At 57.6% G+C, this 24681-nt stretch carries 25 protein-coding genes and 1 other RNA gene; 4 read left to right on the forward strand and 22 right to left on the reverse strand.

The window, feature by feature from the left end:
* Nucleotides 1-25: 25 nt before the first annotated feature.
* The gene (locus ACAM27_RS12015) at nucleotides 26-1702 is read right to left on the reverse strand and encodes a long-chain fatty acid--CoA ligase (RefSeq protein WP_014421344.1); all 1677 of its coding nucleotides are present in this window, start codon (nucleotides 1700-1702) and stop codon (nucleotides 26-28) included.
* A gap of 223 nt (nucleotides 1703-1925) precedes the next feature.
* On the opposite strand from ACAM27_RS12015, the gene ACAM27_RS12020 reads away from it, so the two are divergent.
* A complete protein-coding gene (locus ACAM27_RS12020) occupies nucleotides 1926-2411 on the forward strand; it encodes a MaoC/PaaZ C-terminal domain-containing protein (RefSeq protein ID WP_014421343.1) in 486 nt (161 codons plus the stop codon).
* A 13-nt stretch (nucleotides 2412-2424) separates the two neighbouring features.
* Here ACAM27_RS12020 and ACAM27_RS12025 read toward each other — a convergent pair whose 3' ends face one another.
* The 21 genes from ACAM27_RS12025 to ACAM27_RS12125 all read right to left on the reverse strand — a co-directional run bounded on the left by ACAM27_RS12025 (nucleotide 2425) and on the right by ACAM27_RS12125 (nucleotide 21739).
* Nucleotides 2425-3390 (reverse strand): AgmX/PglI C-terminal domain-containing protein, encoded by a 966-nt coding sequence (locus ACAM27_RS12025; protein WP_369612021.1) that lies wholly within the window; start codon nucleotides 3388-3390, stop codon nucleotides 2425-2427.
* Nucleotides 3383-3871, reverse strand: a complete 489-nt coding sequence (locus tag ACAM27_RS12030) for a biopolymer transporter ExbD (protein ID WP_011785081.1) — start codon at nucleotides 3869-3871, stop codon at nucleotides 3383-3385. Before ACAM27_RS12030 ends, ACAM27_RS12025 begins: the two co-directional genes overlap by 8 nt.
* Complete coding sequence (locus tag ACAM27_RS12035) at nucleotides 3868-4398, reverse strand: biopolymer transporter ExbD (RefSeq protein ID WP_011785082.1); 531 nt, start codon at nucleotides 4396-4398, stop codon at nucleotides 3868-3870. The genes ACAM27_RS12030 and ACAM27_RS12035 overlap by 4 nt, the downstream gene beginning before the upstream one ends.
* A gap of 40 nt (nucleotides 4399-4438) precedes the next feature.
* The gene (locus tag ACAM27_RS12040; protein ID WP_206851906.1) at nucleotides 4439-5089 is read right to left on the reverse strand and encodes a MotA/TolQ/ExbB proton channel family protein; all 651 of its coding nucleotides are present in this window, start codon (nucleotides 5087-5089) and stop codon (nucleotides 4439-4441) included.
* A 26-nt stretch (nucleotides 5090-5115) separates the two neighbouring features.
* Nucleotides 5116-5487 (reverse strand): hypothetical protein, encoded by a 372-nt coding sequence (locus ACAM27_RS12045; RefSeq protein WP_369612022.1) that lies wholly within the window; start codon nucleotides 5485-5487, stop codon nucleotides 5116-5118.
* Nucleotides 5484-5972 carry a tetratricopeptide repeat protein gene (locus tag ACAM27_RS12050; RefSeq protein ID WP_222533762.1) on the reverse strand — a complete coding sequence of 163 codons (489 nt, stop codon included), beginning with the start codon at nucleotides 5970-5972 and terminating at the stop codon, nucleotides 5484-5486. The genes ACAM27_RS12045 and ACAM27_RS12050 overlap by 4 nt, the downstream gene beginning before the upstream one ends.
* The gene (gene bamD, locus ACAM27_RS12055; RefSeq protein WP_369612023.1) at nucleotides 5969-8788 is read right to left on the reverse strand and encodes an outer membrane protein assembly factor BamD; all 2820 of its coding nucleotides are present in this window, start codon (nucleotides 8786-8788) and stop codon (nucleotides 5969-5971) included. Before bamD ends, ACAM27_RS12050 begins: the two co-directional genes overlap by 4 nt.
* Entirely contained in the window at nucleotides 8785-10425 is a 1641-nt protein-coding gene (locus ACAM27_RS12060; RefSeq protein ID WP_369612024.1) for a tetratricopeptide repeat protein, read from the reverse strand. Before ACAM27_RS12060 ends, bamD begins: the two co-directional genes overlap by 4 nt.
* Before the next feature lie 18 nt (nucleotides 10426-10443).
* The gene (locus ACAM27_RS12065) at nucleotides 10444-10917 is read right to left on the reverse strand and encodes an AraC family transcriptional regulator (protein ID WP_369612025.1); all 474 of its coding nucleotides are present in this window, start codon (nucleotides 10915-10917) and stop codon (nucleotides 10444-10446) included.
* A 419-nt stretch (nucleotides 10918-11336) separates the two neighbouring features.
* On the reverse strand, nucleotides 11337-12515 hold the full coding sequence (locus ACAM27_RS12070; RefSeq protein ID WP_369612026.1) for a VWA domain-containing protein: 1179 nt from the start codon (nucleotides 12513-12515) through the stop codon (nucleotides 11337-11339).
* Nucleotides 12516-12537: 22 nt separating this feature from the next.
* A complete protein-coding gene (locus tag ACAM27_RS12075) occupies nucleotides 12538-13380 on the reverse strand; it encodes a MoxR family ATPase (RefSeq protein WP_011785090.1) in 843 nt (280 codons plus the stop codon).
* An 18-nt stretch (nucleotides 13381-13398) separates the two neighbouring features.
* Nucleotides 13399-15483 carry a VWA domain-containing protein gene (locus ACAM27_RS12080; protein WP_369612027.1) on the reverse strand — a complete coding sequence of 695 codons (2085 nt, stop codon included), beginning with the start codon at nucleotides 15481-15483 and terminating at the stop codon, nucleotides 13399-13401.
* Nucleotides 15484-15567: 84 nt separating this feature from the next.
* Nucleotides 15568-15912, reverse strand: a complete 345-nt coding sequence (locus ACAM27_RS12085) for a hypothetical protein (protein WP_011785092.1) — start codon at nucleotides 15910-15912, stop codon at nucleotides 15568-15570.
* Complete coding sequence (locus tag ACAM27_RS12090; protein ID WP_369612028.1) at nucleotides 15912-16358, reverse strand: YcgN family cysteine cluster protein; 447 nt, start codon at nucleotides 16356-16358, stop codon at nucleotides 15912-15914. The genes ACAM27_RS12085 and ACAM27_RS12090 overlap by 1 nt, the downstream gene beginning before the upstream one ends.
* Nucleotides 16355-16648, reverse strand: a complete 294-nt coding sequence (locus tag ACAM27_RS12095) for a YcgL domain-containing protein (protein WP_369612029.1) — start codon at nucleotides 16646-16648, stop codon at nucleotides 16355-16357. The genes ACAM27_RS12090 and ACAM27_RS12095 overlap by 4 nt, the downstream gene beginning before the upstream one ends.
* On the reverse strand, nucleotides 16645-17796 hold the full coding sequence (locus tag ACAM27_RS12100; protein ID WP_369612030.1) for a ribonuclease D: 1152 nt from the start codon (nucleotides 17794-17796) through the stop codon (nucleotides 16645-16647). Before ACAM27_RS12100 ends, ACAM27_RS12095 begins: the two co-directional genes overlap by 4 nt.
* Nucleotides 17797-17813: 17 nt before the next feature.
* Nucleotides 17814-18416 carry a recombination mediator RecR gene (gene recR, locus ACAM27_RS12105; RefSeq protein WP_011785096.1) on the reverse strand — a complete coding sequence of 201 codons (603 nt, stop codon included), beginning with the start codon at nucleotides 18414-18416 and terminating at the stop codon, nucleotides 17814-17816.
* 33 nt (nucleotides 18417-18449) lie between these two features.
* The gene (locus ACAM27_RS12110) at nucleotides 18450-18773 is read right to left on the reverse strand and encodes a YbaB/EbfC family nucleoid-associated protein (RefSeq protein ID WP_011785097.1); all 324 of its coding nucleotides are present in this window, start codon (nucleotides 18771-18773) and stop codon (nucleotides 18450-18452) included.
* A 4-nt stretch (nucleotides 18774-18777) separates the two neighbouring features.
* Nucleotides 18778-20691 carry a DNA polymerase III subunit gamma/tau gene (gene dnaX, locus ACAM27_RS12115; RefSeq protein WP_369612031.1) on the reverse strand — a complete coding sequence of 638 codons (1914 nt, stop codon included), beginning with the start codon at nucleotides 20689-20691 and terminating at the stop codon, nucleotides 18778-18780.
* 124 nt (nucleotides 20692-20815) lie between these two features.
* Nucleotides 20816-20912: signal recognition particle sRNA small type (gene ffs / locus ACAM27_RS12120), an RNA gene on the reverse strand.
* Between the two features lie 71 nt (nucleotides 20913-20983).
* Nucleotides 20984-21739: a 2OG-Fe(II) oxygenase gene (locus ACAM27_RS12125; protein ID WP_369612032.1), complete on the reverse strand. Its 756-nt coding sequence runs from the start codon at nucleotides 21737-21739 to the stop codon at nucleotides 20984-20986.
* 109 nt (nucleotides 21740-21848) lie between these two features.
* On the opposite strand from ACAM27_RS12125, the gene ACAM27_RS12130 reads away from it, so the two are divergent.
* The 3 genes from ACAM27_RS12130 to ACAM27_RS12140 are packed head-to-tail and all read left to right on the forward strand — an operon-like array spanning nucleotide 21849 to nucleotide 24562.
* Complete coding sequence (locus tag ACAM27_RS12130; protein WP_014421327.1) at nucleotides 21849-22769, forward strand: D-hexose-6-phosphate mutarotase; 921 nt, start codon at nucleotides 21849-21851, stop codon at nucleotides 22767-22769.
* Nucleotides 22770-22799: 30 nt separating this feature from the next.
* Nucleotides 22800-23615 carry a lysophospholipid acyltransferase family protein gene (locus ACAM27_RS12135; protein ID WP_022991126.1) on the forward strand — a complete coding sequence of 272 codons (816 nt, stop codon included), beginning with the start codon at nucleotides 22800-22802 and terminating at the stop codon, nucleotides 23613-23615.
* On the forward strand, nucleotides 23615-24562 hold the full coding sequence (locus ACAM27_RS12140; RefSeq protein ID WP_011785102.1) for an SDR family oxidoreductase: 948 nt from the start codon (nucleotides 23615-23617) through the stop codon (nucleotides 24560-24562). Before ACAM27_RS12135 ends, ACAM27_RS12140 begins: the two co-directional genes overlap by 1 nt.
* Nucleotides 24563-24681 lie beyond the last annotated feature (119 nt).

The following is a 24681-nucleotide window of genomic DNA, read 5'->3' on the forward strand; positions in this document are numbered from 1 at the left end:
TTGGTTGGTATGCGGGCCTCGCCTGTTACTTGGCGTTGGCCTCGTCCCGCAGCTCACGGCGCAGGATCTTGCCCACGTTGCTCTTTGGCAGTTCATCACGGAACTCAAAGTGCTTGGGTACCTTGTAGGCGGTCAGACGCTCCCGACAGAACTCCTTGAGTTCGTTGGCGGTTACACCTTCTTTGGTGGGCACTACATAAACCTTCACCGCTTCGCCGCTCTTGGCATCGGGGATCCCCACGGCGGCACACTCCACCACTTTCGGGTGTGTGGTCACAACATCTTCGATTTCGTTCGGGAACACGTTAAAACCGGACACAATGATCATGTCCTTTTTACGATCCACAATGCGGATATAGCCATCTTCCTGGATCAGGGCCACATCGCCGGTCTTAAGGAAACCGTCATCGGTGAACGACTTCTGGGTATCATCGGGACGCTGCCAGTAACCGCGCATCACCTGCGGGCCTTTCACGCACAGTTCGCCCGGCTCGCCGACCGGCGTTTCGTTGCCGTCGTCGTCAATGGTTTTGACCACAGTGGACGGAATCGGCAGACCGATGGTGCCGATCTGGATGGCGCTGCGGGGATTGAAGGTAACCACCGGAGAAGTCTCGGTCATACCGTAGCCTTCGCTGATTTCGCAACCGGTCACACGCTGCCACATTTTCGCGGTATCACTGGTCAGAGCCATACCACCAGAGGCAGTCAGCTTGAGGCCAGAGAAGTCCAGATCCTGGAAGTCCTCGTTGTTGCACAGGGCCACAAACAAGGTATTCAGGCCAATAAAGGCAGAGAACTTCTGCTTCTGCAGCTCTTTAACAAAGCCGGGGATATCACGCGGGTTCGGAATCAGAACGTTATGGGCACCTGCTTCCAGCATAATGCCGCAGTTCAGGGTGAAGGAGTAAATGTGGTACAGGGGCAGCGGTGCAATCACCACTTCCTTGCCCTCTTCCACCTGATCTTCCAGCATCGGCCTGACTTGCGTCAGGTTGGCCACCAGGTTGGCGTGAGTCAGCATGGCACCCTTGGCAACACCAGTGGTACCGCCGGTGTACTGCAGCACGGCCAGATCATCCAGCTTGATGTCGACCGGGGTAAACTTTTCACGGGCACCGGCGCTGAGTACCGCCGGCAGCTTATGAGCACCCGGAATGTTGAACGCCGGAACCATCTTCTTGAGGTGCTTCACCGCGGCATTCATCAGGGTACGCTTGATGGGGGAATGCATATCGGCAATCTCGGTCACGATCACGTGCTCGATGCCGGTATGGGGCAAAACCTTTTCCGCGTTGTCCGCCATATTGGCCAGAACAACCAGTGCCTTTGCGCCAGAATCGTTAAACTGGTGCTCCATCTCACGAGTGGTGTACAGGGGGTTGGTGTTCACCACAATCAGGCCAGCGCGCATGGCCCCGAACACAACCACCGGATACTGGGTTACGTTCGGCATCTGCACCGCAATGCGGTCGCCCGGTTTCAGGTCAGTTTTGTTCTGCAGCCAGGCCGCGAAGTTACGGCTCTGAGTATCAAGATCCCGATAGGTCAGGGTAACGCCAACTGCTGTAAACGCAGGCTTGTCTGCAAACTTCTGTACCGCCTGCTCAAAAACATCCACCATGTTCTTGTATTTATTGAGATCGATTTCCCGGGGGATGCCAGCTGGGTATTTGTCTTGATAGAACTGCTCAAAATCCATCACCATCTCCTGTCTGATTGGCGCTGTGGGGTACTACCGGATGGGTTCAGAAGCCCCCTGATTGTAATGTTTTGCCAAGACCGATCGCTCGGGAAAATCAACCCGACGAAAGTATCAGCCTCAAAAAAGTGTGGAGAGAATAGCAGTTTTGTTAACGATGAGGTAGTTTTCAGATCAGGAAACGGTACAACCGTACTTGAACACTGAATCACCGGAGCCTGTGATGAGCGACACCCTGGATACGCTGGAAAACATTACCTACGACGAACTGAACGAGGGCGATTCAGCCACCTTCACACGCACCCTCACCGAAGATGAGCTGGTGCTGTTTGCTGCGGTATCCGGAGACGTAAACCCGGTACACCTGGATTCCGAGTTTGCCGCAGAATCCATGTTCCGGGAGCGCATCGCTCATGGTATGTGGAGTGGCTCACTGATTTCTGCCGCCCTGGCCACAGTCATGCCCGGCCCCGGCACCATCTACCTGGAACAGAGCCTGTCGTTCAAACGACCGGTCAAGCTGGACGACACACTGACCGTCACCTTGTCGGTGCTTCGCAAGGAACCTAAAAACCGTGTCTCTTTTGGCTGCGATGTGTGCAATCAGAACGGTGATCAGGTGGTTACCGGCGAGGCCAAGGTGATTGCCCCCACCGAAAAGATTTCGTTGCAAAAACCCCGCTTGCCGAAAATCACCATCGAAAACTGAGTTTCGGCTGGCATTACCCCGGAAGGAAATCGATGGGGAATCGTACCTTCCGGGTTTCCACATTGGCTGCCCCGAAATTGAACATCTGTACGCGCAAAGCAATGCGCTTCTCCAGCATCGGGTGGTCCAGCTCCGAGCCCACCACGTCACAAGCTGAGACACTGCCATCCGGCTCAATCACCAGTTCCAGGGTAACCTTACCCTCAAGGGTTGGATCCTGCCGTAACTCCCGCTGGTACAGGGAATAGAGCACGCTCTTCTGGGCATCAAATACCTGCCGGATATTGCTCATGGCACGCTCGCCCACTGACGGCCGGGCGGGTTCCGGCTGGCTTGCCACCTGAGGCGCGGTTTCCCGGAGAGCGGCTACGTCACTGGTTTCATGCTTAGCCAGTTCGACTTCCCTAACTGGCCCTTCGCGGGTTTCAACACCGCCGCTGCCTTGCAGTACCGAATCATTCGGCGTTTCCGGTGCCAGGCCAACCGCCTGACTGTTATTAACATTCGCGACACGCTGCACCTCAGGTGCCGGAGTGTCCACAGACGTCAGAGCACTGAGCCGGTCTTTCATGGCAAACAGGCCGGAACGTGAGGCGGTTTCACGAGCCTGCTCGGTCGTCTGCGGCGCAGGCTTCGGCTCCGTTTTTGCGACAGTCGGCTCAGGACGGGTCTGTGGCGGCTCCTCAACCTGCGTCGGTTCCGGCTCTGGCTCTGGCTTGGGTTGCTCAGGTTCTGGCTCCACAACCGGCTCGGGTGGCTCAACCGGCTTGGGTGGCTGTACCAGCTTCGCCAGCCGAGGCGGCAATTGCTCCGCCTGTTCACGCTCAGGTTCCGGTACCTGCAGGCCCGGAATAATGAGGGCAGGAATCAGAAACAGCGCCAGCATCAGCCCGGTTATCAGGCCGAAGCGGCCTGACTCTGCTCTGTCCCTGGACCAGGGCAGCCGGGAAGGTTGCGACAGCTCCCTGTGATCAACCATTTCGAACCTCCGACTCCACCGCCAGTCGTACCTGCCGGAACTGCTCATCGACACAGGTCTGCATGATCTTTCTCAGCAACCGGTAATCGGTATCTTTCGCTGCCATAATCGTAACTTCAAGACCGTTTTCCGGTACCTCAGCCCAACGGTTCCTTCGGTACGCCAACTCTTCGGACAAGCCGGCAATGCGGGTATCCGTGGCTTCGATGCCGTCCAGGCGCGCCACTTCCCGGCCCTGGACCAGAATGGACTGGCCGACCACCTGTACGGTCAGATTTTCCACGGCTTCCTGTTGGGCGGTCGAACTGGGCAGGGGAACATCCGCAGTGTTCTGCATGACCTTCACATCCGAGGAATTCACCATCAGGAAGAACACCAGGATGGTAAAGATATCCATCAGTGACACCAGGTTCAGGCCGCCCGCCTTGTGCATCCGGCCATAGTGTCGCTGGCGCAGTCGGGCTCGTCTCGACAACTTCACGCGCCTTCTCCTTTGCCTTCCATCGGTCGCGCGGCCAGATTGCGATCCTCACCAGCATCCATCAAAGACACATCCGGAAAGAGCTCTGCTTCCACAACGCTCGCTGCCACCACCGCCTGGTAAGAGCGCACCGTATCCATAACCGACACCAGAGTCTGGTAGTCAACGTCTGGTCCGACTTCCAGGATCACGTCCGTCTTGTCGGGCATCCGGGATTTAATCCGCTGCAACAGTTCACTCAGACGTGAATAGGCCTGGCCCTGCCCGGTAACAGGCAACACATCAATGAGGCCGCGGTCGCTGTCCGCCACCTCAATACCCTCCGGGAGCACCGTCACCACCAGCCGGAACGATTCGGCATCCGGCGCCTGCCCCGCTTCCATGCCCGGAAAGTTAAGCTCGATCATCCGGATCTGGCTGAACACCATGCCCAGAAGCAACACCGGCACCAGCACAATCATCAGATTGAGAAAGGCGGTAATGTCGAGGTCTGCCGAGGCTGTCAGTCTGCGATGTCGACGTCTCATGTTCGGCTACTCCTGATCAGATCCTGGAATGCCGGCACCATCAGGCGGCCGCCGCCGGCCGGTTTGCGGACTCAGACACCATGTTAAGGAGCTTGACCCCCGCCATTTCAAAACTGTCGACAATCTCGTTAGTGCGGGTCTGAAGTACCGCATGGAACAGCAGCAGCGGAATGGCCGACATGAGGCCAAAAGCGGTGGTATTCATGGCCACCGAAATACTTTCCGATAACAGCGATGCCTTCTGCGCGGGGTCTGCGGCAGCAACCGCGGTGAATGCCGCAATCAAGCCAATAATGGTGCCAAGCAAGCCCAGCAAAGTGGCGATGTTGGCCAGGGTGGCGAGATACTGCGTGCGCTTTTCCAGTCGGGGCAATACTTCCATCAGCCCCTCTTCCATAGCGTATTCGACGTCTTCACGCCGGCAGTTATTGATCAACCGGGCAATGCCTGCGCCAAGCACTGAAGCAATTGCGCTGTCTGAGCTGGACGCCGCCTTCATGGCACGCTGGTAATCACGTTTTTGCAGGGCGGGCAGAATGCCGCGCTCAAATGCCACCCGGTTTCGACGGCGAACCGCTCCGAGATACAGAAAACGTTCCAGAGTGATCGCCAGCCCCAGTGCAAGCACAATGGCAATCGGGTACATGAAGGGACCACCCTCCTGGAAAAAGCGGATAACGGTATCAAGCATGGTGTAGTTCTCCATCTACTGCGACGTTACGGTTGCGATTCGGCGGTTGCGGCGCGCTGCCCTGCAGACAGCGTTGATTTCAGCACGAGGGGATTCAGGGTTTCGCGGAACTGGCGGTGATTCTCCAGAACCGGTTGAGGCACCGGACGCAAGAGTTCCGGTGCCTGTTGATTGAGCTCGGTTCTCGGGCGCCGGGGCAGGCTCGGCGTTTGCCAGGGCAATATGTACAGAATTCTCGGATCGTCTTCGCCGGTGCCAGCGGAGAGCCCCCGTACCTGCAGAACGTTCTGTTGGCTCTGCCCACCGTTACTGATGCCTTCTGCGGAATAGCCGATGACCGGCCAAAGCAACAGAACAGACAGGGGGAAACCGCAGCACGTTAACCTGGACAGTATCATTCCAGCCTCCTTTCAAGATCTGCGATCCAGCCGGCAACCTGCGAGCCTTCCTCCCCCACCAGGGACTGATATTGCTGGTAATGTTCCAGCGCCTTGTCGAGGTCCAGCAGGTAGAGCTCTGATATCACCGCCAGGTTGTAATGCAGTTCCGCCACCTTAGGCGTCACCTTCAACCCCGCTTCCAGCATCTCAGCGGCTTCCTGGAAGCGCTCCTGCTCTTTAAGAAGCAGTGCCAGATTGTTGCGAACCCTCACGTTGGCAGGATCCGCCGCAACCGCCTGGTGCCAGGCCTCCAGCGCCATCTTCCGGTCACCGGCTTCGTAGGCCTGCCGGCCCTGCCGCTCCCACTCTTTTGACTGTTCCGGCTGATACACCGGCGCCACTTTTTCAGGTGCCGGCGCTTTGGAAGCGCAGCCAGCCAACCCCGCAAGAACCAGAAGAAGTAAAAACCGGAAAACCTGGGGTATCCCTCTCAACCTCATCATGAGCCTCCCTGATTGGTGTCCGTCGTCCAACTCATCCAGCGAAGCTGTCGGTCGTAGCGCCCGGGGTGCATGGTGGCCAGGGCCTCCAGGCTGCGCTGAATCCACTCATCGAAACCCTCCGTGGGGATACGTTCGTGGTTGCGGGCGTGCAGCGCCATGGCCTCTTCCTCAAGCGGAAACGCTTCCTCTTCCAGGAGCATCTGATACTGCATGGCTTCCATTTCGTTCAGTTCCGCAGGTACTTCAGAGGACATGAGGTCAGACGCCAGTGTTCGATAGAGTTCAGCACGGCGATATAAAACCTCCGAACGTACTCCATCGCCGGCAAAGGACTCTGCCTCCTGGAGATACTCCTGAGCCTGCTGCATGGCCGCCTGCTTTCGTGCAAGTGACTGCTCCAGCGGGTGAACCAGTGCAATGCCGGAAAAACGCTCTGCCGTCTGGGCACCAAAGAACAGTGCAGCATCGGCAGCCCATTGCAGGGTATCCTCAGAATGCCACTGACTGGCTCTTTCCTGAGCCAGCAGTTGTTCACGTATGGCACCCGTAGCGTCGCCCGATTCGATCAGGCGCTGGCGCATGGTCTGCTGTTGAACATGCTCCTCGGCGGAATCGGGCGTGGGTGCAACCGCCAGCCAGTTTTTGTAAAGCTGGTTTCTGGAAGCGCTGTCACCCTCTGCGTGGAAAATGGCCGCAGCACGCAGCCTGGTGGGCCACGGGTCCGCAAGCGTTTCTGAGCGACTCAGCAGCTCTTCAGCGGCTTTTAATCCCTGGCCAGATTCCTGATAGGCAAGAACCAGCTTCTCACTGGTTTCAGGCGTAAGCTCATGACTCGGATAATCCATCCGGAAGCGTTGGAGTTCATTGATGGCAGCCAGCCAGTCGGATGCCCGAAGCAGGGTATTCGCGGCATCATAGCGAGCCTTGATCGCAATTTCAGAGCCCGGCATTACGCCCTCAACCCTCTGGAAATGCGCCACGGCCAAAGTTGCGTCGCCGGCACGAGCAGCCTTTTCACCCTGCTGATAGATAGCGGACGCGAGTTGTTCCAGAAGACTGCGCCTTTGGCTTTCTGCATCCGGGCTGGCTTCGTCAGCCAATGGCAAAGCCTGGCGCCACGCACGTTCAGCGAGCCCAAACTCGTTGTTTTTCTGTCGAATACGCGCGGTCACCAACCACGCGGCGTAACGCTCGGTAACCCCCGCCCGCTCCCAGGTCAGTGTAGAGCTGGCGTATTGCAGGGCACGCTCGAATTCGCCCAGGTCGTACCAACGGTTGGCAAGGTCGGCACGGAGCCCCGACAGACGTTCATCCGGGCCAAACGCCTCTGCATATTGCTGCTCTTCGTTGCTCAGGACGAGCAGCGTCGCAGTTCTGCTCTCTCCTGATGCCAGCTCAAGATCCTCACGAACAATTCGGATAGCGGCCCAGGCCGAATCCCGGGAATCCCCGTGGCGATGGTCGTAGGCGGCGGCCCGGAAATTCCTGACGGCTTCAGCCCGATCGCCAGCCAGTAACCGGGCATCGCCTGCGAGATGGAGCAGTTCCCCGGCTTGATCCGAGCGAGATGCAAGCCGCTCGTAATAATGGGCGGCTTTGGCCCAGGCTTCACTGGCGGCAGCCGTTTGGTTCCGGCTACTGAGGTCTGTACCGGTGGCGTAGTAGTGATCAGCGAGGAAGCGGGTGTATTGCGCCCAAAGCCCCTTCTGCTCAGGAGTCATCGTCTGGAATCGGGCCTCTGCCCCCAAACGCTGGACGTAATCATCCCGCGCCGCCAGAGCTTTTGAGGTTATACCGGCCAGTTGCCAGTAGGACACACTCTGGGCCAGGAAATCCGGGCTCGCTGTGTGGCCCGGAAACTCGGACACAAAAGCGTTGTTGACTGACACCGCCCGTTCATAACGACGTTCCACCGCATGCAGATCCGCAAGCCGGTCGTATAACAGATGCTGCCATGCTGATGACTCACGACCATCCAGCCAGCCGGCAAGGGTCCGGGCATCACTCTGGCGGGACGCCATCAAAGCCAGCACCCGGAAGGTGTCCTCCAGCATATCCATGGACTGCGCCGGCGGGTTGGCCAGCGTGGATTGGTCGGGCAATTGCTGATCCAGTACCGCCATGAACGTATCTGCCGCGCGGGTCCAGGCGGGCTCACCCTGTTTAAACTGACTCCAGCCGAGCATGTAGCGGGCTTTGGCGGCGAGCTCCTGATGGCTGTCATGCTCCAGCAACTGCCGGTAACCGGCCTCAGCCTCTGCGTAACGGCCGGCGGAGAAGGCCGCTTCCGCTATGCGAAAACGGGCCTCAGGTACCAGTTCCGAGTTCGGGTAAAGCCCAACAAGCTGTTTCAGTCTTGCGATGGACTGCTCCGGTTGCCCGGTCAGCGCGTGGGCCTTGGCCATCTGGTACAGCAACTCGTCGAGACGCCCGGAAAAGGACCCTTTGGCCAGAATGCTTTCGTAGCTCTCGAGCACTTCCTCATAGATGGCCGCTTCCCGCTCTTCGGAGAACCCGACGTCCTCTCCAGACCTATCACGGATGTTGTTGAGCCGATTCAGGGCGTCTATCCGCACTTCAGGCTCATCCGAGGACTCAAACAGCTTCTGATAACGGCGAGCCACTTCAAGAGGCGAAATCGCCGGCAGCGGCCGGCTCTCAAATTTCAGAAACACCGGGCGCATATCCCCCAGGGTTTCACCATCCCGCCCCAACTCCACGCGGAACGATTCCTGCGCAGAAACCGGCTCTTGGGCCAACGCCATAATCATGACAAGGGATGTCGCAAAGGACTTGGGAGCAAAAGGCAGATTCACTGTGCACCCTCCCCGAGGTTTTCCAGAGCCAGATACTCGTAGAGATGGGCGATTTGCTGCTCGGTTTTGTCCAGCGCGTGAGTCATGTGCTGGGTCTGCTTTTTAACAAACGCCAGTGCCAGTGCATCCAGTTTTCGCGCAGCCTGCTCCCGGAGACTGAGGGCCTTGTAACGTAAATCCTTGGTGGCGTCTCTCATTGCACGAGCTTCGTCCAGAACCTTTTCCAGGCGCTCAGGTCTTTGGAGGATCTGCTCATTCAACGCGCCCATGCGGCGGCCGGCTCCTGCCAGGGACTGTTTTAGCTGACGCAACTCTGTGACCTGGGCAGGCGTTGCCGCCTGCTCCACCAACCCATTCAACCTGGATTCCAGATCACTCTGCTGTTGCTCAAGCCCAGCGGTTTGTGGCGCCACCCCCCCTGAACCGGCCGAGGCCATAAAGACTTCAAGGGCCTGGATGAAAACCTCCAGGTTGTACTTGCTCGCATCCAGTGTTGCGACCATCTCATCAAGGCGCGCTACCCTCCGCACCGCCACCTGGGCCCCGGGTTCTTCCATGAAGCGCAGAAGATACGCCATTCGTGGCTGGGTTAACGTTCGGTTATCGGCCAAAAACCATTGAATGTCGTCACTACGGGCATCCTGAACCAGAGCTTTGTAGGCTCCTTCAGCCGTGATCCTTTCGGACAATTTGCCAAGAGTAACCCGTTCTCCCTCATAGGCCGCGTTGGCTGCCAACCATGATTCTCCCGCCTGGCCCGGATACCCGGAAAGATCATAACCACGGCCCATACCAATCCACGCATCTGAAACACCCGGAAATGCCAGCGGAAATTTCTTGGCACGGTGCCAGCTCTGCATGGCGGCACGGTGGTTGCCTTTGCTCGACAGGGCAAGGCCATGAAGATAGAGAGCCTGAGGTGTGTGATAGCTTTCCAGAGAGACCTTCTCAAGGAAATCAATCGCTTTGTCGTAATCTTCGCTACCCAGTGCGAGATAGCCCGCCCGGAGATTGAGCTGATCAAGCAGTGCCCGGCTCCGGCTGGTGTCGGTATCCTTGGCAGCCATGGCCATGGCAACCCGGAGCGAAACCAGGGCCCGTGACGAATCGAGATCATCGCGGGCGAAATCCGCCGCCAGGTTCATATAGCCCACAGCCGCCCAGTAGCCATCTTCCATACGCGCAAGGTATTGACCGGCCGCGTCTGTCTTACCTTGTATTCTGGCCAGCTCCGCCAGACCAAGAAGCGCTTTTTGAGAAACTTCGCCATAGCCGGTTCGGCGCGCCTGTTGGTACCAGTTTTCCGCACCGGTGAGATCGCCCTCTTCCTGTGCCATTTCAGCCAGAGCCAAGGCCGCTTCGCCACGGTGAGAGGCACCGTTAAATACACCCTCAAACCCTGCCCTGGCCTTGTTATCCTGCCCAGAGGCCAGCAACAGTCTGGCCCGGAGATAATCGGCCGATTCGCCTTCAAGCTTCGCGGCCAACCCGACAACCTTCTCAGCTTCACCCGTATCAAGCGCAAAGCGAACCACACCGGTTGCCAGCGGGTTGTCCATGGCGTTTGCCACCGGAGCTGCCACACCTGCAAGCATCGCAGCCAAGACACCGAGGCTATTTCGGAAAAGCAGAGACATGCGCCCATTCATGGCCGGTTATTTCCACTCAACAAATGAAACTTCCGGTTCATAGTCCGGTGCCTTGGCGTTCAGCGTCATCTGCAGGCGCAGAGTGCCCGGCTGCTTCCGGAAGTCGTGGACAATCTCCCGGCGCACGAAACGATTGTTGGCCGCCCGGGCGTTGATCACCGCCTTGAGGCTGTGCCGTCCGTCCGCCAGATTGCCGATAAACAGTTGATGCACGCCGCCCTGGCCCAGTGAGCTCCGTTCGTTTTCTGTGTAAAGATGAGCGGTAACCGGCTGCTCATTGACGAACAGTTCTACCGAATCCAGCTCAAGAGCTTGCCTGTTCGCCAAAGACAGAAAGACCGCCACCCGGGTATTCACCGGGTGCAGCAGTTTCTGCTCGAGGGCATGCACACTTGCGGTATGCCGGGTAATGTCAGCGTTCAGACGCTCGATCTGCGCATCGAGCGACGATGCGTGGGAGGTGGCCGCCATCGCGGCCATGATCATTCCGGATATACAAAGCCCCCTGATCCCTGGGGCAATCCGGCACTTTTGTGGTTTTTGTCTGCCGAACATCACTTTCCTGCCTTGCCGGGCCGTGCTGGTGCGCGGCTCAGGTAACATTTCGAAATAAAGAGTAACACCCGCTAACAACCAAGAACGGTATCCATTTCACCAAATGAGCATTTGGCCGGGTATCGGCAACGAAAAGTGTCGACTAATTTGACAGAAATAAAGGAAAGGAAGGCTGATCACAAAGGACCGACCGGCCCTATGACGATGCAAGCTATTGATATTAATCATTTATACAGGGGCATGGCCCCGGATTTGCTCTACCAGAGTTGGCGGGAGCGCCTTTCAGGCAACCCCCGCTTGAATATGCCGAGCTTTGCCGATGCCCTCAACCGCATCGGCTTTTTTTATTTACTCAACTGCCTCATGGCCGATTCGAGCCCCTCAATGGTCAAAGGGTACATATGATTATTGACCAATTGCTGGGTAATGCCCAGTGAACCACCCGATCCCCAGTAGCTTTCCGGTAACGGGTTGAGCCACACCACCTTTCGGAAATGCTCGGTCACACGCTGGAACCAAGTGGCGCCTGCTTCCTCATTCCAGTGTTCGATCGAGCCACCGGGATGCGTGATCTCATAAGGCGCCATGGTGGCATCCCCGACAAAAATCACCTTATAGTCCGGCGTATATTTATGCAGGATGTCCCAGGTGCTGAGCGTCTCGTTCATGCGCCGGATGTTATTCTTCCACACGCTTTCATAAATGAAATTGTGGAAGTAGAAATACTCCATGTGCTTGAACTCAAGACGTGCCGCGGAGAACAGCTCTTCACACACGCGAACGTGAGGATCCATTGAACCGCCCACATCAAAGAAAATCAGAACCTTCACGGCATTGTGCCGCTCGGGAACCATTTTCAGGTCCAGATATCCGGCATTGCGGGCCGTTGAGCGGATGGTGTCATCCATGTCGAGCTGGTCTGCGGCACCCTGTCGGGCAAATTTACGCAACCGGCGCAGGGCCACCTTGATGTTGCGGATGCCCAGGGTGATGCTGTCGTCCAGATCACGGAATTCGCGCTTTTCCCAGACTTTGACAGCCCGGCCGTGGCGACCTTTGTTCTGGCCGATGCGGAAGCCTTCCGGGTTATAACCGTTGGCACCAAACGGTGAGGTTCCGCCGGTACCAATCCATTTGTTACCACCGGCGTGACGTTCCTTCTGCTCTTCCATGCGCTTCTTGAAGGTTTCGATCAAATCTTCCAGCCCGCCGAGAGACTCAATCTTGGCTTTCTCTTCGTCGGTCAGGTGTTTCTCGAATTCGGCACGCAGCCAGTCGTCCGGAATCAGCGCCTCGAGCAGATCATCGAGATTCTCGATGCCTTCGAAATAGGCCTGGAAGGCGCGATCGAACTTGTCAAAGTGCCGCTCATCCTTAACCAGGCACACCCGCGCCAGGTAATAGAACTCCTCCATGTCTGCGAACGCCAGACGCTGCTGAATGGCCTCCAGCAGGTCCAGGAATTCCCGCAGACTGGCAGGCACCTTGGCCCGCCGTACTTCGAGGAAAAAATCAATCAACATAAAGCAGAGCTCTTGTCGGTGATCAGTTTCGGCGACGCGCCATGAAAGCCAGCTTCTGCAGCAAATGAACGTCCTGCTCATTCTTCACCAGGGCACCATAGAGCGGTGGCAGAGCCGAACTGGAGTCTTTCTCCTGCAGGGCTTTGGCAGAGAGCTCATCCGCCATCAGCAACTTGAGCCAGTCGATCAGCTCGGATGTCGACGGCTTCTTCTTGAGCCCCGGCACCTTGCGAACGTCAAAAAACACTTCCAGCGCATCCCGCACCACCTGCTGCTGAATTCCCGGGAAGTGAACATCCACGATGTTCTTCATGGTGTCGTGATCCGGGAAGCTAATGTAGTGGAAGAAGCAGCGGCGCAGGAAGGCATCTGGCAGCTCTTTCTCGTTATTACTGGTGATGACCACAATCGGGCGTTTCTTCGCTTTCACAAACTCCTGGGTTTCGTAAACGAAAAACTCCATTCGATCCAGTTCCAGCAACAGGTCGTTCGGGAACTCGATATCCGCCTTGTCAATTTCGTCGATCAGCAGAACCACCTGCTCGTCCGCCTCAAAGGCTTCCCAGAGCTTGCCCTTCACAATGTAGTTGCGAATGTCTTTGACCTTCTCGTCCCCGAGTTGGGAATCCCGAAGGCGGGACACCGCATCATATTCGTACAGGCCTTGCTGGGCCTTGGTGGTCGACTTGATGTGCCAGGGAATCAGAGTCATTCCCAGCGCCGCGGCCATTTCCTCCGCCAGCAGGGTTTTACCGGTGCCGGGTTCACCCTTGATCAACAACGGACGCTGCAGCGCGATCGCTGCATTGACTGCCATTTGCAGGTCATCGGTGGCTACGTATTTATCGGTGCCGGTAAACTTCATGTGTCTGATTCCTGTTGGTTACTTTTTCGGATTCTCTTTCTTGTCCGCCGGTTTGGACTTTTCGTCCTCCGGAGACTCTTCATCATAATCGGGCAAATCGTCGAATTCGGAGAGGTCGAAGTCTTCCAGACCAAACTCGTCCTCATCAATGTCGAACTCCGACTCGCTGATCTCATCAGCTTCAGAAGGATCTGGCTCCGCCTCGGCGCCAACCGTATCGTCTGCCAAGGGGATGTCATCCTCTTCCGGCTCCAGTTCAGCCGATGGCAGCTCTTCCGTTACTTCGGGTACGGCCTCATCCGGAATCTCGTCCGGTTCGCTGTCAGCCTGCGAGAGTTCCGGAATGTCTTCAGGTTCCGGCTCTTCGGCAGACACCAGCTCTGGAGCTGTTTCCAGGGCAGGTTCAGGTTCAGCCTCCGCTTCCACCGACTCTGACGCTGCCGGAGGTTCCGGCTCAACCACTGGTGGCTCCTCAGACTCTTCAGCCAGGTCTTCCAGGGTTTCACGCTCAGCCGCTGCCGCCTGCTCCTGTTCTGCCCTCGCTTTTTTCTGACGCCATGCAAACAAACCAAGGCCCACGATAGCAACCAGCAAGGCTGCGCCGGCACCCCAGGCCCAAACCGGGATACCCAGAAGGGTCCCCTTCTCAGGCTCCTGTTCAGCAATCGGCTGTTCGATCGGCGCTTCAGGCTCTGGCTCGACGACCTGCGCTGGTTCTGGTTCCGGCTCAGATTCCTGAACCGGAGCTTCGACCGGAGGCTCAGCTTCCGCTGGCGGCTCCGGTTCTGAAGAGTTGGCTCCGCCATCAAAATCCGGCAGCGGCTCCGCCTGTTCAGACAGGTCTGGCACCATGGGTTCGGTCACCACCTCCAGAGGTGGCTCTTCCCCTGGCACGGTAAACGTCGTCATGGCGCTGAATTTGCGGGAGAAAGTTCCGCCATCCGCCACCACATCAACCTGATAGCGGCCAGGTGCAGGCAATCTGGGTACGGTGTCCCGATATACGCCGTCTTCCGGCGGGGTGTCGGGAGACAAAACCTTGGTACCTTGCCGACCATCACTCGCGGTTATCGACAGGCTAACGTCCATGACCGAGAGAAAGTCTGACCCGGTAATCTTTTCGGCTTCCTCAAAAAAAGCCACTTCAATGGCCAGAGGCTGCTCTTCGGTAAACTCAGCGGGAATCGGATTCACGGCCATGCGCAGATCGCTGACCACCGTCACGCGGCTCCCCTGGCCAAGATCACCAATGATACGCCAGCGGCCCGAGACCGGTTCAGTAACGGTGATCAGATCATAGCCCGGCTCAGATGCCCAACGCACATTCTCCGGGGCGCTCTCCCGGGTGAACGGCTCACCACCAGGCTGAGCAAGTGCCAACGGCTCTTCGCCAGAAGCATCCTGTCCGGAGAAGATCAGTGCCGTAAACTCGCTGATGCCATCATCAACGGCAAAGCCATCGCCCTCAATGGGAACCTGTTCCTGCGGCACTGCGGTATTCAGCGCATTGGCAAACGCCAGATTCAACGCCTCGGCAGATTGCGCCAGCTGGAAGCTGCCACCGGTTTCCCGGGCCAGGTTACGAAGAAACCGGATGTCCGCTTTCTCAGACAGACCAACCGTATGAATTGTGGCGCCCTTGTCTTTCAGCGCTGGCAACAAGGAATCGACTATGCGTTTTTCCTCAGCCTGACTTGCGTCGTCACCACCTGGCACGTCGACCTTGCCATCGCTGAGGACAATAAGATGGGTGTTCTCGAGGGTACCTCCAGACAACCAGTCGTTGGCGGCTTTCTCCATCGCCAAACCGAGATTCGTATGCAGCGCTACCGAATTGATCTGCTCGGAACGCTCAATAGCAGCGTCGCGCCAGGACTGATCAACCACACCGTAGGGCACCAGCATGTTGACGTACTGCCCGAAAGTCCAGAGACCGGCACTGGCCCCTTCCGGCAGGGTCCGGGCCAGCAGACGAACCGCTGGGCGGCGGAGATTCTGTGGATCGGTTTCCTTCATGGAGCCGGAGATATCCACCACAATACGCACATCCGCGTTGCCGGGCAGAGACAGTGCCGGGTCCTGCGCACCTGCTTGCCAAGACATCAGCAGCAAAGCTGCAGCCACCCAAATGCGTTTGAACCCCTTCATTGAACTGCGCCCTTATCTTTTGTAGTTCTCAGAAAACGTCTACTTGCGAACCAGCCGGTACCGAACCAGATCAAGTATCCATACCAGTAGCATAACAATCGCGGCGATGCTGAAATTAAATAGCGCGCGACCGGCGGCATCGGTGTCGCCAAGAATCAGCTCATAGCCCGCAAACAGCCAGGCCGGTATCCACCAGCCGGCCACGTCTGGCGATTCCACGGGGGTCAGCACCAGTACCACAAGCGCAGACAAAAGCAACGTCCGCAGACCATAAAAGGGCAATACCCGGAACAGTGATTTCATCATGTAGAAAAACACAACGAAAGCGACTGCATAGGCCGCCCAGAAAACTCCATAAGCGAGTGAAGCGTCTGTATCCATCATTACAGAATCCAGTGAATAATGTGTTCTTCCCAATCCTCTTCCGGCACAGAATCTTCCGACACCACGTTTCCCCGCACCGAAACACGGGCTTGATGAACGGTATCAGGATCTCCGCTGCGAAGCGGGTGCCAGTCCGGCAGAGGCCTTCCCTCGGCGAGGGTCCGGTACGCACAGGTGTATGGTAACCAGTGGTAGCTGAGAACCGTATCGGCGGTCAGTACCGTACACCCCGGTACCTTTTTCAATCGTTGCTCATAGACCGCACAGCCACAGGTATCCAGGTCCATGTAACGGCATACAAGGTCGGTGTAATACACCTCCCCCGTATCCTCATCCTCCAGCTTTTGTAAACAGCACTTACCGCAGCCATCACACAGGGACTCCCATTCCGGCTGCGTCATATCCGCCAGTCGTTTACGCTGCCAGAAGGGAATCTGCGCAATCATTTCCGGTGCTGCTCAATCTTGCGCTTGAAGTCGACGATGTAGGTGTCCTGCTCTTCCGGCATCTGCAGGAAAAAGTCCTTTTCCTCAATTGCCGCCAACACTTCCTTTCCGGTTGTGCGCGCGAGCTTCTTGTCTGGCGTCAACAGCAGATCCATCGAGTGGATGGGCGAGCCAAAGATACCTCTCAGCGCCTCCGGTAAACCGTCCCACTTTTGCCCTCGGCGGACAAAGAGATAGGTGTCGCCTTTCTTGCTGCTGCGAAACACCGATACAAATTCGCGTTCAGTCATTGGTTGAGCAGTTCCTCAATATCTTGCTTTACCGGCGCGATAATTTCCTCGCGCCATCCCTCAAAAAACGTCTGGCCCGCCAGGGTGCCATCCTGGATCAGTTTCTCAATACGTTTACGTGGCGCCAATATTTCCATTGGAATATCAAAGCGTTCGGCTGCATTGCTAAAGTAACGCTTAACCTTCTTGTAAAGCGCTTGCTGATCCCGACTCAGCGGTCTGGGGATGAGCTCAAGCCCGGAATTATCGGTAGCACGGGCGGCCTGCACAAGTTCAACCAACTGCTCGCCATAACGTTTAACGAACCCCCCGGGTACGCCCTGAACATCCCTGATCACCGCAGCAGATGACGGCAAACGCTCAGCAATGGCAATCAGCAAGCCATCGTTCAGGACCCTGTTGCGTGGCCGGTCCTGGCGTCGACACTCCTGCTCGCGCCAGGCGACCAGTGCCCGGAGAACCGCTTGCTGTTCCCGGTTCAGGGTCCAGCCGCCCCGGAGTTTCAGATAATGCTGCTCCGGGTCTTCCTGGGTAGCGGCCTCGTTGGCAAATCGCCGGGACTCATCCGCCAGGGCATGTTCCAGGTTACGCTGCCTGAGGTTAGCCAACACCCATCCGTAAAGTGGCTCAAGAAAACGGATGTCGTCCAGAGCGTAGCGTTCCTGGGCCGGCGTCAGTGGCCGTGACACCCAGTCCGAACGGGTGGCGGATTTATCGAGCGCCTCTCCGAACAGGGTCTCAACCAGGCGGGCATAACCAACGGAAAATCCGGCACCGGCCAGTGCGGCACCGATCTGCAAATCCAGCACACCCGCTGGCTCCACCTTCAGCCAATGGCGAAATAACTCCAGATCCTCGCTCATGGCATACAGCAGTTTTGGCCGGCTTTCATCGGCCAGCATGGCCCGGAACGACCCAGCGGCCTCGGCTACCCCCGGATCCACCAGCCAGAACTGTCCGTCAGCGCCTAACTGCACGAGGCCTGGAATCGGGTAGAAGGTGGAAACCCGTTCAAACTCGGTATCAAGTGCAACCGGAATGCCGAGGTCAAGACAGCCGAGCCACTGATCCAGTTGCTCGGGTGTCTCCAGCCAGCGAACGGTATCCGGGGCCGCTGGAATGGTTACGGCCGGGTCGGTGTGGGTCATAGACAGAACCTGAGGACTTATTCAGACAGGGGTTTGCGACCCCGGAATGCATGGGTGAGTGTAAAGCCGTCAACATAGCCCAGCTCACCGCCAACGGGAATGCCATGGGCCAGGCGTGTGATCAGGATATTCTGGCCATCAAGGCGGTCAGCAATGTAGTGGGCGGTCGCTTCACCTTCCACCGTGGGGTTGGTGGCCAGGATCAATTCGGTTACGCCTTCACGGCGCACTCTATCAAGCAGACGCTCGATCCCGATCTCCTCCGGGCCCACGCCATCGATGGGAGACAGGTGCCCCATCAACACGAAGTAACTGCCTTTGTAATCGCCGGCCTGCTCAATGGCAAGCAGGTCTGAAGGGCTTTCAACAACACACAGGGTGCCATTGCGGCGCTCGGGTTTTTCGCAGATCTGGCAGATTTCGGTATCCGAAAAATTCTGGCAGCTGTCGCAACGGCGCACGCCGTCCATCGCATGATTCAACGCCGCTGCCAGCCGGGTTCCGCCAGAGCGGCCCCGCTCCAGCAGATGAAAGGCCATGCGCTGGGCCGTTTTCTGGCCAACACCGGGCAGGCATCTCAGGGATTCCACCAATTCATCAACCAGGGGGCTGAATGCCATGACTACTCCTCAAAAAATCGATGGCAGGCCGGCTCAGAACGGCATCTTGAAACCGGGCGGCATCCCCATGCCAGACATCATGCCGGACATTTTGTCTTTCTGGTTTGCTTCTACCCGGCGAACCGCATCGTTCACGGCGGCAGCCAGCAGGTCTTCCAGAATTTCCTTGTCTTCAGACAGCAGAGACGGATCGATATCCACCTTGCGGACATCGTGCCGGCCGTTCATGGTAACTTTCACCAGCCCTGCGCCGGATTCACCGGTAACTTCCGCTTTGGCGATCTCTTCCTGAGCCTTCTGCATCTGCTCCTGCATCTGCTGGGCCTTTTTCATCAGGTCGCCCATATTATTCATCATCTGCTTATCTCCTGGCTGTTTCTGCGGGGCGGATACTTTCTTCGACGACCCGCCCTTCAAATCGTTCCACAATACTCTTGACCAGAGGATCCTGCCGGATGGACTCTTCCGCGGCTTTCTGGCGCGCCGCTCGCTGGCGCTCCTCAAAGGCGGCGGGCGTATGCAACCCCGGCACACCCTGCTCTATCTTCAACTGTGTGGCGTCGCCGAAGCGTGATCTCAAGGCCGCCAGTATTTTTTCTTCGTGGCGAGCGTTGAGCAGCCGCGCATGGCCTTCGTCCAGAGTCAGAACGACTACCTGCCCTTCCATTCTCATGGACGAATAACTGGCCAGGTTACCGGGCATGCCGGTAATACCCAGCGAACGGAAATCGCGTTCCCAGACAAACCCATCGGCGGTAACCGGTTGCTCGGGCTCGGCAGGTGCCGGCTCAGCCTCCTTCGCCGAGGCCAGGTCGGCGCTTGGTTCTGACTGCACGGGCGCAGGGGCCGGCTCTGGTTCCGGCGCTGGCGCTGTCTCGGATATCGCCTCTGCCTCAGGTTCAATACTGGAATCCGGTTGAGGCACCCGCTCTTGCCACTCTGATGGTTCTGCCTGAACACCGTAGTCGTCCGGCTCCCAGGGTGGCGGGTCATCCACCATGGGTGGCTGTGGCTCGGGTTCAGCTACCGGCTCCGGGCTGAGAACCGGCTGGGGTGCCGGCTCCGGTTGCGGTGCCGCGGCGACAGCCTGGGTGGGCGCAGTTTGCGAAACCGGGCCAGGCTCAGGTTCTGAATCCGCCGGGCCATTGTTACTGTTGCCAGAGGCCAGTGCCGGCGGTTCCCGGCGATCGGCACCCGGTCGAAACGCCAGCATGCGCAGCAAGGTCATTTCAAAGCCCATACGGGCATCCGGCGTTACCGACAGATCTTTCCGGCCAATCAACGCGGTCTGGTAAAACAACTGGGCATCTTCGGCACTGAGACGACGGGCCAGTTCCTGCACCTGGGCAGCATCGCCCATGGCGTTGTCGGCACTGCCCGGCACCACCTGCTCCATGGTGACGCGATGAAACAGGGACAGCATATCGGACAGGATGACTCCATAATCCGGGGCAAAATCCGAGATCCGGTTAATTTCAGACAGCAGGCCGGGGCCATCACGCTCAACCAATGCGTTAACAATGCGCTGGATATCGCGCTGATCGATGGTGCCCAGCATATTGCTGACATCACTGGCAGCCAGGTTCTCGTTGCCGAATGCAATCGCCTGGTCGGTCAGGCTGAGGGCATCCCTCATACTGCCATCGGCCGCCCTCGCCAACAGCCACAGAGCCGGGTCTTCAAACGGGATCTGTTCTTCGGTCAGAACATGCTTCAGGTGGCCAACAATGTGCTCCGGCGTCATCCGCTTGAGATTGAACTGCAGACACCGGGAAAGCACCGTCACCGGCAGCTTCTGGGGATCGGTGGTGGCCAACAGGAACTTGACGTGTTCAGGAGGCTCTTCCAGGGTTTTCAGAAAGGCGTTGAAGGACTGGTTGGTGAGCATGTGCACCTCATCGATGAGGTACACCTTGTAGCGGCCGCGCGTGGGAGCGTACTGCACGTTGTCGGTCAGTTCCCGCATGTCATCTACACCGGTGCGGGAGGCAGCATCGATTTCGATCAGATCAACAAAACGGTTCTCCAGGATCTCCTTGCAGCTGTCGCATTCACCGCAGGGATTCGGCGTTATGCCGGTCTCACAGTTCAGACAGCGGGCCAGCAGGCGGCCAATGGTGGTTTTGCCCACGCCCCGGGTGCCGGTAAACAGATAGGCATGGTGCAGGCGCTGGTGTTCCAGGGCGTGAATAAGCGCCTGTAACACATGTTCCTGCCCCACCATGTCTTCAAAAGTACGGGGGCGCCATTTCCGGGCTAAAACCTGATAGCTCATGATCCATCAACTGCTCTGAAAAATGGGAACAACTCTAGCATGGACAGGCAATCAGAAGAAGCATGCGCTTGCGCGACAAACGGGAGAGGAAACAGGCAAAACAAGAGGCTGGATATGGGGGTGACCCCACCAGCGATCCCCCGGCACACACATCCACCGCTTCGGCTGCTCCCTTCCGGGCCTGACCGGGTTCACGGTTTCATGTTGCGGAGGCACCAATGGGGCCACCATAACGGCGTTTCGGGGCATTTCCCTCGAAAGCGGCGCGCATATTAACAGAAGGGTATAAGGACTACAACGGCAAAGGGACTTCGTCCTGCCGGAACCAACAGGCAATGCTGTACCGGGTGCGATTGGCGGGCAATACCTCGTGGGGCACATCCTCACTCAAAAACAGAGCCGCACGCCCTGCTTCCGGCCGCACCAGACCAACCATCTGATCTTCGTTGTCGGGGCTGAACACCCGCAACTCTCCCCCGTCTTGCAGCTGCCATCCTTCATTCAGATAGAGCACCAGGCTGACCACACGGGATGCCCTGCCCCGGAAACTGTCCAGGTGGCGCTTGTAGAAATCGCCAGGCTGGTAGGTGGCATAATGCGCTTCATAGCGCTTCAGCCCAAGAAACAGGCGCTGGTTCAGACCAACCCGCAGGGCATCAAAGAACCGGAACAGCTCCGACTGGGCGGCGGTATAGCCATCAAGCCAGGCGATTTTATCCCGGCGGACGCTGCGATCACGGGTCAGATCGGCACCGCGCCCAATCCCTGCTCGCCCCATGGCTTCGGTACGGCCCAGTATCTCTACCTCGTTTCGAAGCGCAGCGATCAGGCCAACGGGCAAATGACCGAGCAGATCCAGCTCCATCCAGGCTTTCTCGCTCAGGCTATCGGCAAGTTCGTCCAACCAGCCATCGGAGACCAACAAAGAATCACAGCGGCCAGCTGCCCCGATAATGTCTCCAGCCACCTTGTCCAACTGGCCCGCGGACTGCTCGAGAAGCGGCTCCGGCATCGGCAAGACCGACGCTACCGGATTTTCTGATTCCATGTTCAGACCCTCACAATTTTGACGTATTGTATTCAGAAACTCGCCGCGCGCACGGTTTTAAATTACTCTGAAGCTACGGAGTTTTACCTAAAGGAAGCCGTTTCTGAATATGTCGGACAGCAGTAGCAAGCCGCCAGCAACCGGAGGCCCGGGCAACTGGTCATTTACCCGCTGGAGTACCATCGGGCAACTGGAGGCACTTGAAGTTCATCACCCATTGTTCCAGGCCACGTTGTTTCTACAGGGGGCACACCTCACCCATTTCGCGCCAAAGGATGAACGCAACTGGCTCTGGCTCAGTGAACTCGCCCGTTTTCAACCTGGCCGAGCAATTCGCGGTGGCATTCCCGTGTGCTGGCCCTGGTTTGGAGACCCACTCCGGAACCCGCCGGAAATCCGCAAGCGCATAGCGTCATCCTCAGCCCATGGCTTTGCCCGCACCGCTTTATGGCGGCTGGAAGATGTTCGGGAAAGCGCCCACGAGGTAGAAGTCAGCCTGTCCCTCAGCGCCAACGACGATTTCCAGGAACACTGGGACGGCCACGCCCTGGCCCTGATCACCTTCAGTTTTTCCATTCGCGGTTGCCAGATCGCACTGACAACCACCAATCTTTCGAAAGCACCGCTGGCGTTCAGCCAGGCCCTTCACACTTACCTGCCCACTGACGACATTCAGCGAACCCGCGTGCTGGGCCTGGGAAACAGCCAGTACATCGACACGCTGAAAGACTGGGACTACGTCTCACAGGAAGGGCCAGTGTATTTCGAAGGTGAAGTGGACCGGATATACGAAACCGGCGAAGCACTGACCGTAGTAACACCTTCCGGCAAGCGAAAGCTTACGTCTGTGGGTAGCGATTCAACCGTGGTCTGGAACCCGGGCCCGGGAAAAGCGCAGCGTCTTTCTGATTTTCCAGACTCTGCCTGGCAGAAAATGCTGTGCGTCGAAACAGCCAATGCAGCATCGGATTATCGGGTATTAAATGAAGGCCAGAGCCACACACTGGGCGTATTCATCGGCCGCGCCTGAGCGGCAACTTCTTTGACACAGGGAGCGGGCATGGGCCTGGCATCGTATCTGAGATCGAAACTGATACCAGCGGAACTGGACGAACAGGTAAACCGCATTCGCAAACCCATCGGCACACTGGGCTACGATCCATGGGGTTATAACAACGAAGCGGTGAAGTACGGTTTTTCCGTTGCCCGACAAATCTACGAGAAATACTTTCGGGTCAGCGCCTCCGGCGTTGACAATGTGCCGGCAGAGGGCCCGGTGCTGATTATTGCCAACCACTCCGGCCAGTTACCCATCGACGGCCTGCTCATTGGTTATGCCCTCGCCTCACGGGAAAAAAATCCTCGAATTCCCCGCGCCATGATCGAGCGTTTCTTTCCGACGGTGCCGTGGCTTGGCAACCTCCTGAACGAAATCGGCGCCGTGCTCGGAGACCCGGTTAACTGCGCGAAGATGCTCGCCAACAACGAAGCAGTGATTGTGTTTCCGGAGGGCGTAAGAGGCTCCGGCAAGCTCTACCGGGACAGGTATCAACTGAAGCGTTTCGGCAACGGTTTTATGCATCTGGCCATGAAGTACAAGGCGCCCATTGTGCCTGTGGGCGTAGTGGGCTGCGAAGAGACCATCCCGGCCATTGCCAACATCAAACCCCTGGCCAATGCCCTGGGCGTACCCTACGTTCCTGTCGCCCTGCCCGTGGTGCTCCCCGCCAAGGTACACCTGAATTTCGGGGAACCCATGTATTTTGATGATACCGAAATCCCTGAAGAACAGGTCACCGAACGGGTAGAGGCTGTGAAAGCCGAGATCAGCCGACTGATTGACAAGGGACTGAGCGAAAGGAAAAGGCTGTTCTGATGAGCAAGCACCAAAGACCCCGCATTCTGATCACCGGTGCTGCCGGTGCGCTGGCCCAGCAGGTGATCCGCCGCCTGCGAGAAAGCTGCGACCTGGTGGCCGTCGATTTCCGGGAACAGGTTTATCTGGGCGATGACATTCCCAGCTACTGCATTGACTTCAACAAGCGGGTCTTTGAAGACCTGTTCCGACGCTACGAGTTTGATGGCGTGATACATCTCGGCCGCATCCTCTCCAGCCAACTGACCCGCATGCGCCGCTATAACGCCAATGTACTGGGCACCCAGAAGCTACTGGACCTGTCGCACAAATACGGCATACGCCGGGTGATTGTGCTCTCCACCTACCACGTCTATGGTGCCGTGGCCTATAACCCGGCGCTGATTGACGAGTCCGCCCCCCTCAAAAGCGCAGGCCTGAGTGCCGACCTGGTGGATTCAGTGGAGCTTGAGAACCTCGCCAACATCTATCTTTGGCGCTACCCGGAACTCAACATCACTATTCTTCGGCCCTGCAACATCGTGGGCCCCGGTGTTCGCAATACCATGAGCACCCTGCTCAGCAGTGAGCGGGCACCCGTATTGGCTGGCTTTTCGCCGATGATGCAGTTCATCCATATCGACGATATGGCAGACGCCATTGTCGCCGCCTGGGCAAAGCCCGTAAAAGGCGTGTTCAATGTCGCGCCGCAAGACTGGGTCGCCTACCAGCACGCCCTGAAGCTCTGCGGTTGCAAAACCATACCCATTCCCTCCATTCCACCGAGCGTGCCGAAGGCCATTGCCCGGGTTCTGAACCTGCGCAGCTTCCCTCCGTACCTGATGGCATTCTTCAAATATCCGGTGGTGATTGACGGTCGCGCCTTCGCCCGGGAATTCGGTTTTGAGCCCAAACGGCCATTGAAAGAGATTTTCCGGTATTATCGCGATAACAAAAAACCGGTGTGAAACTCATCGGTAATTTGAGTATTCAAATAGACGAACGGCCCTTTTCGGCGCTACCCTGTACATATTAAATACAGTACCCGGGCACCGGCAGGTCCGGGATCCCCCGGTGTTCAAGGAAA

Origin of the sequence: Marinobacter sp. RI1, assembly GCF_041155085.1 — a bacterium.
Classification (GTDB): Bacteria; Pseudomonadota; Gammaproteobacteria; order Pseudomonadales; family Oleiphilaceae; genus Marinobacter; species Marinobacter nauticus.

Coding starts and splice junctions, on each gene's coding strand:
- ACAM27_RS12015 (WP_014421344.1), bottom strand. CDS start 1,702: ATGGATTTTGAGCAGTTCTATCAAGACAAATACCCAGCTGGCATCCCC.
- ACAM27_RS12020 (WP_014421343.1), top strand. CDS start 1,926: ATGAGCGACACCCTGGATACGCTGGAAAACATTACCTACGACGAACTG.
- ACAM27_RS12025 (WP_369612021.1), bottom strand. CDS start 3,390: ATGGTTGATCACAGGGAGCTGTCGCAACCTTCCCGGCTGCCCTGGTCC.
- ACAM27_RS12035 (WP_011785082.1), bottom strand. CDS start 4,398: ATGAGACGTCGACATCGCAGACTGACAGCCTCGGCAGACCTCGACATT.
- ACAM27_RS12040 (WP_206851906.1), bottom strand. CDS start 5,089: ATGCTTGATACCGTTATCCGCTTTTTCCAGGAGGGTGGTCCCTTCATG.
- ACAM27_RS12045 (WP_369612022.1), bottom strand. CDS start 5,487: ATGATACTGTCCAGGTTAACGTGCTGCGGTTTCCCCCTGTCTGTTCTG.
- ACAM27_RS12050 (WP_222533762.1), bottom strand. CDS start 5,972: ATGATGAGGTTGAGAGGGATACCCCAGGTTTTCCGGTTTTTACTTCTT.
- ACAM27_RS12060 (WP_369612024.1), bottom strand. CDS start 10,425: ATGTCTCTGCTTTTCCGAAATAGCCTCGGTGTCTTGGCTGCGATGCTT.
- ACAM27_RS12065 (WP_369612025.1), bottom strand. CDS start 10,917: ATGGCCGCGATGGCGGCCACCTCCCACGCATCGTCGCTCGATGCGCAG.
- ACAM27_RS12070 (WP_369612026.1), bottom strand. CDS start 12,515: ATGTTGATTGATTTTTTCCTCGAAGTACGGCGGGCCAAGGTGCCTGCC.
- ACAM27_RS12075 (WP_011785090.1), bottom strand. CDS start 13,380: ATGAAGTTTACCGGCACCGATAAATACGTAGCCACCGATGACCTGCAA.
- ACAM27_RS12080 (WP_369612027.1), bottom strand. CDS start 15,483: ATGTCTTGGCAAGCAGGTGCGCAGGACCCGGCACTGTCTCTGCCCGGC.
- ACAM27_RS12085 (WP_011785092.1), bottom strand. CDS start 15,912: ATGATGGATACAGACGCTTCACTCGCTTATGGAGTTTTCTGGGCGGCC.
- ACAM27_RS12090 (WP_369612028.1), bottom strand. CDS start 16,358: ATGATTGCGCAGATTCCCTTCTGGCAGCGTAAACGACTGGCGGATATG.
- ACAM27_RS12095 (WP_369612029.1), bottom strand. CDS start 16,648: ATGACTGAACGCGAATTTGTATCGGTGTTTCGCAGCAGCAAGAAAGGC.
- ACAM27_RS12100 (WP_369612030.1), bottom strand. CDS start 17,796: ATGACCCACACCGACCCGGCCGTAACCATTCCAGCGGCCCCGGATACC.
- recR (WP_011785096.1), bottom strand. CDS start 18,416: ATGGCATTCAGCCCCCTGGTTGATGAATTGGTGGAATCCCTGAGATGC.
- ACAM27_RS12110 (WP_011785097.1), bottom strand. CDS start 18,773: ATGATGAATAATATGGGCGACCTGATGAAAAAGGCCCAGCAGATGCAG.
- dnaX (WP_369612031.1), bottom strand. CDS start 20,691: ATGAGCTATCAGGTTTTAGCCCGGAAATGGCGCCCCCGTACTTTTGAA.
- ACAM27_RS12125 (WP_369612032.1), bottom strand. CDS start 21,739: ATGGAATCAGAAAATCCGGTAGCGTCGGTCTTGCCGATGCCGGAGCCG.
- ACAM27_RS12130 (WP_014421327.1), top strand. CDS start 21,849: ATGTCGGACAGCAGTAGCAAGCCGCCAGCAACCGGAGGCCCGGGCAAC.
- ACAM27_RS12135 (WP_022991126.1), top strand. CDS start 22,800: ATGGGCCTGGCATCGTATCTGAGATCGAAACTGATACCAGCGGAACTG.
- ACAM27_RS12140 (WP_011785102.1), top strand. CDS start 23,615: ATGAGCAAGCACCAAAGACCCCGCATTCTGATCACCGGTGCTGCCGGT.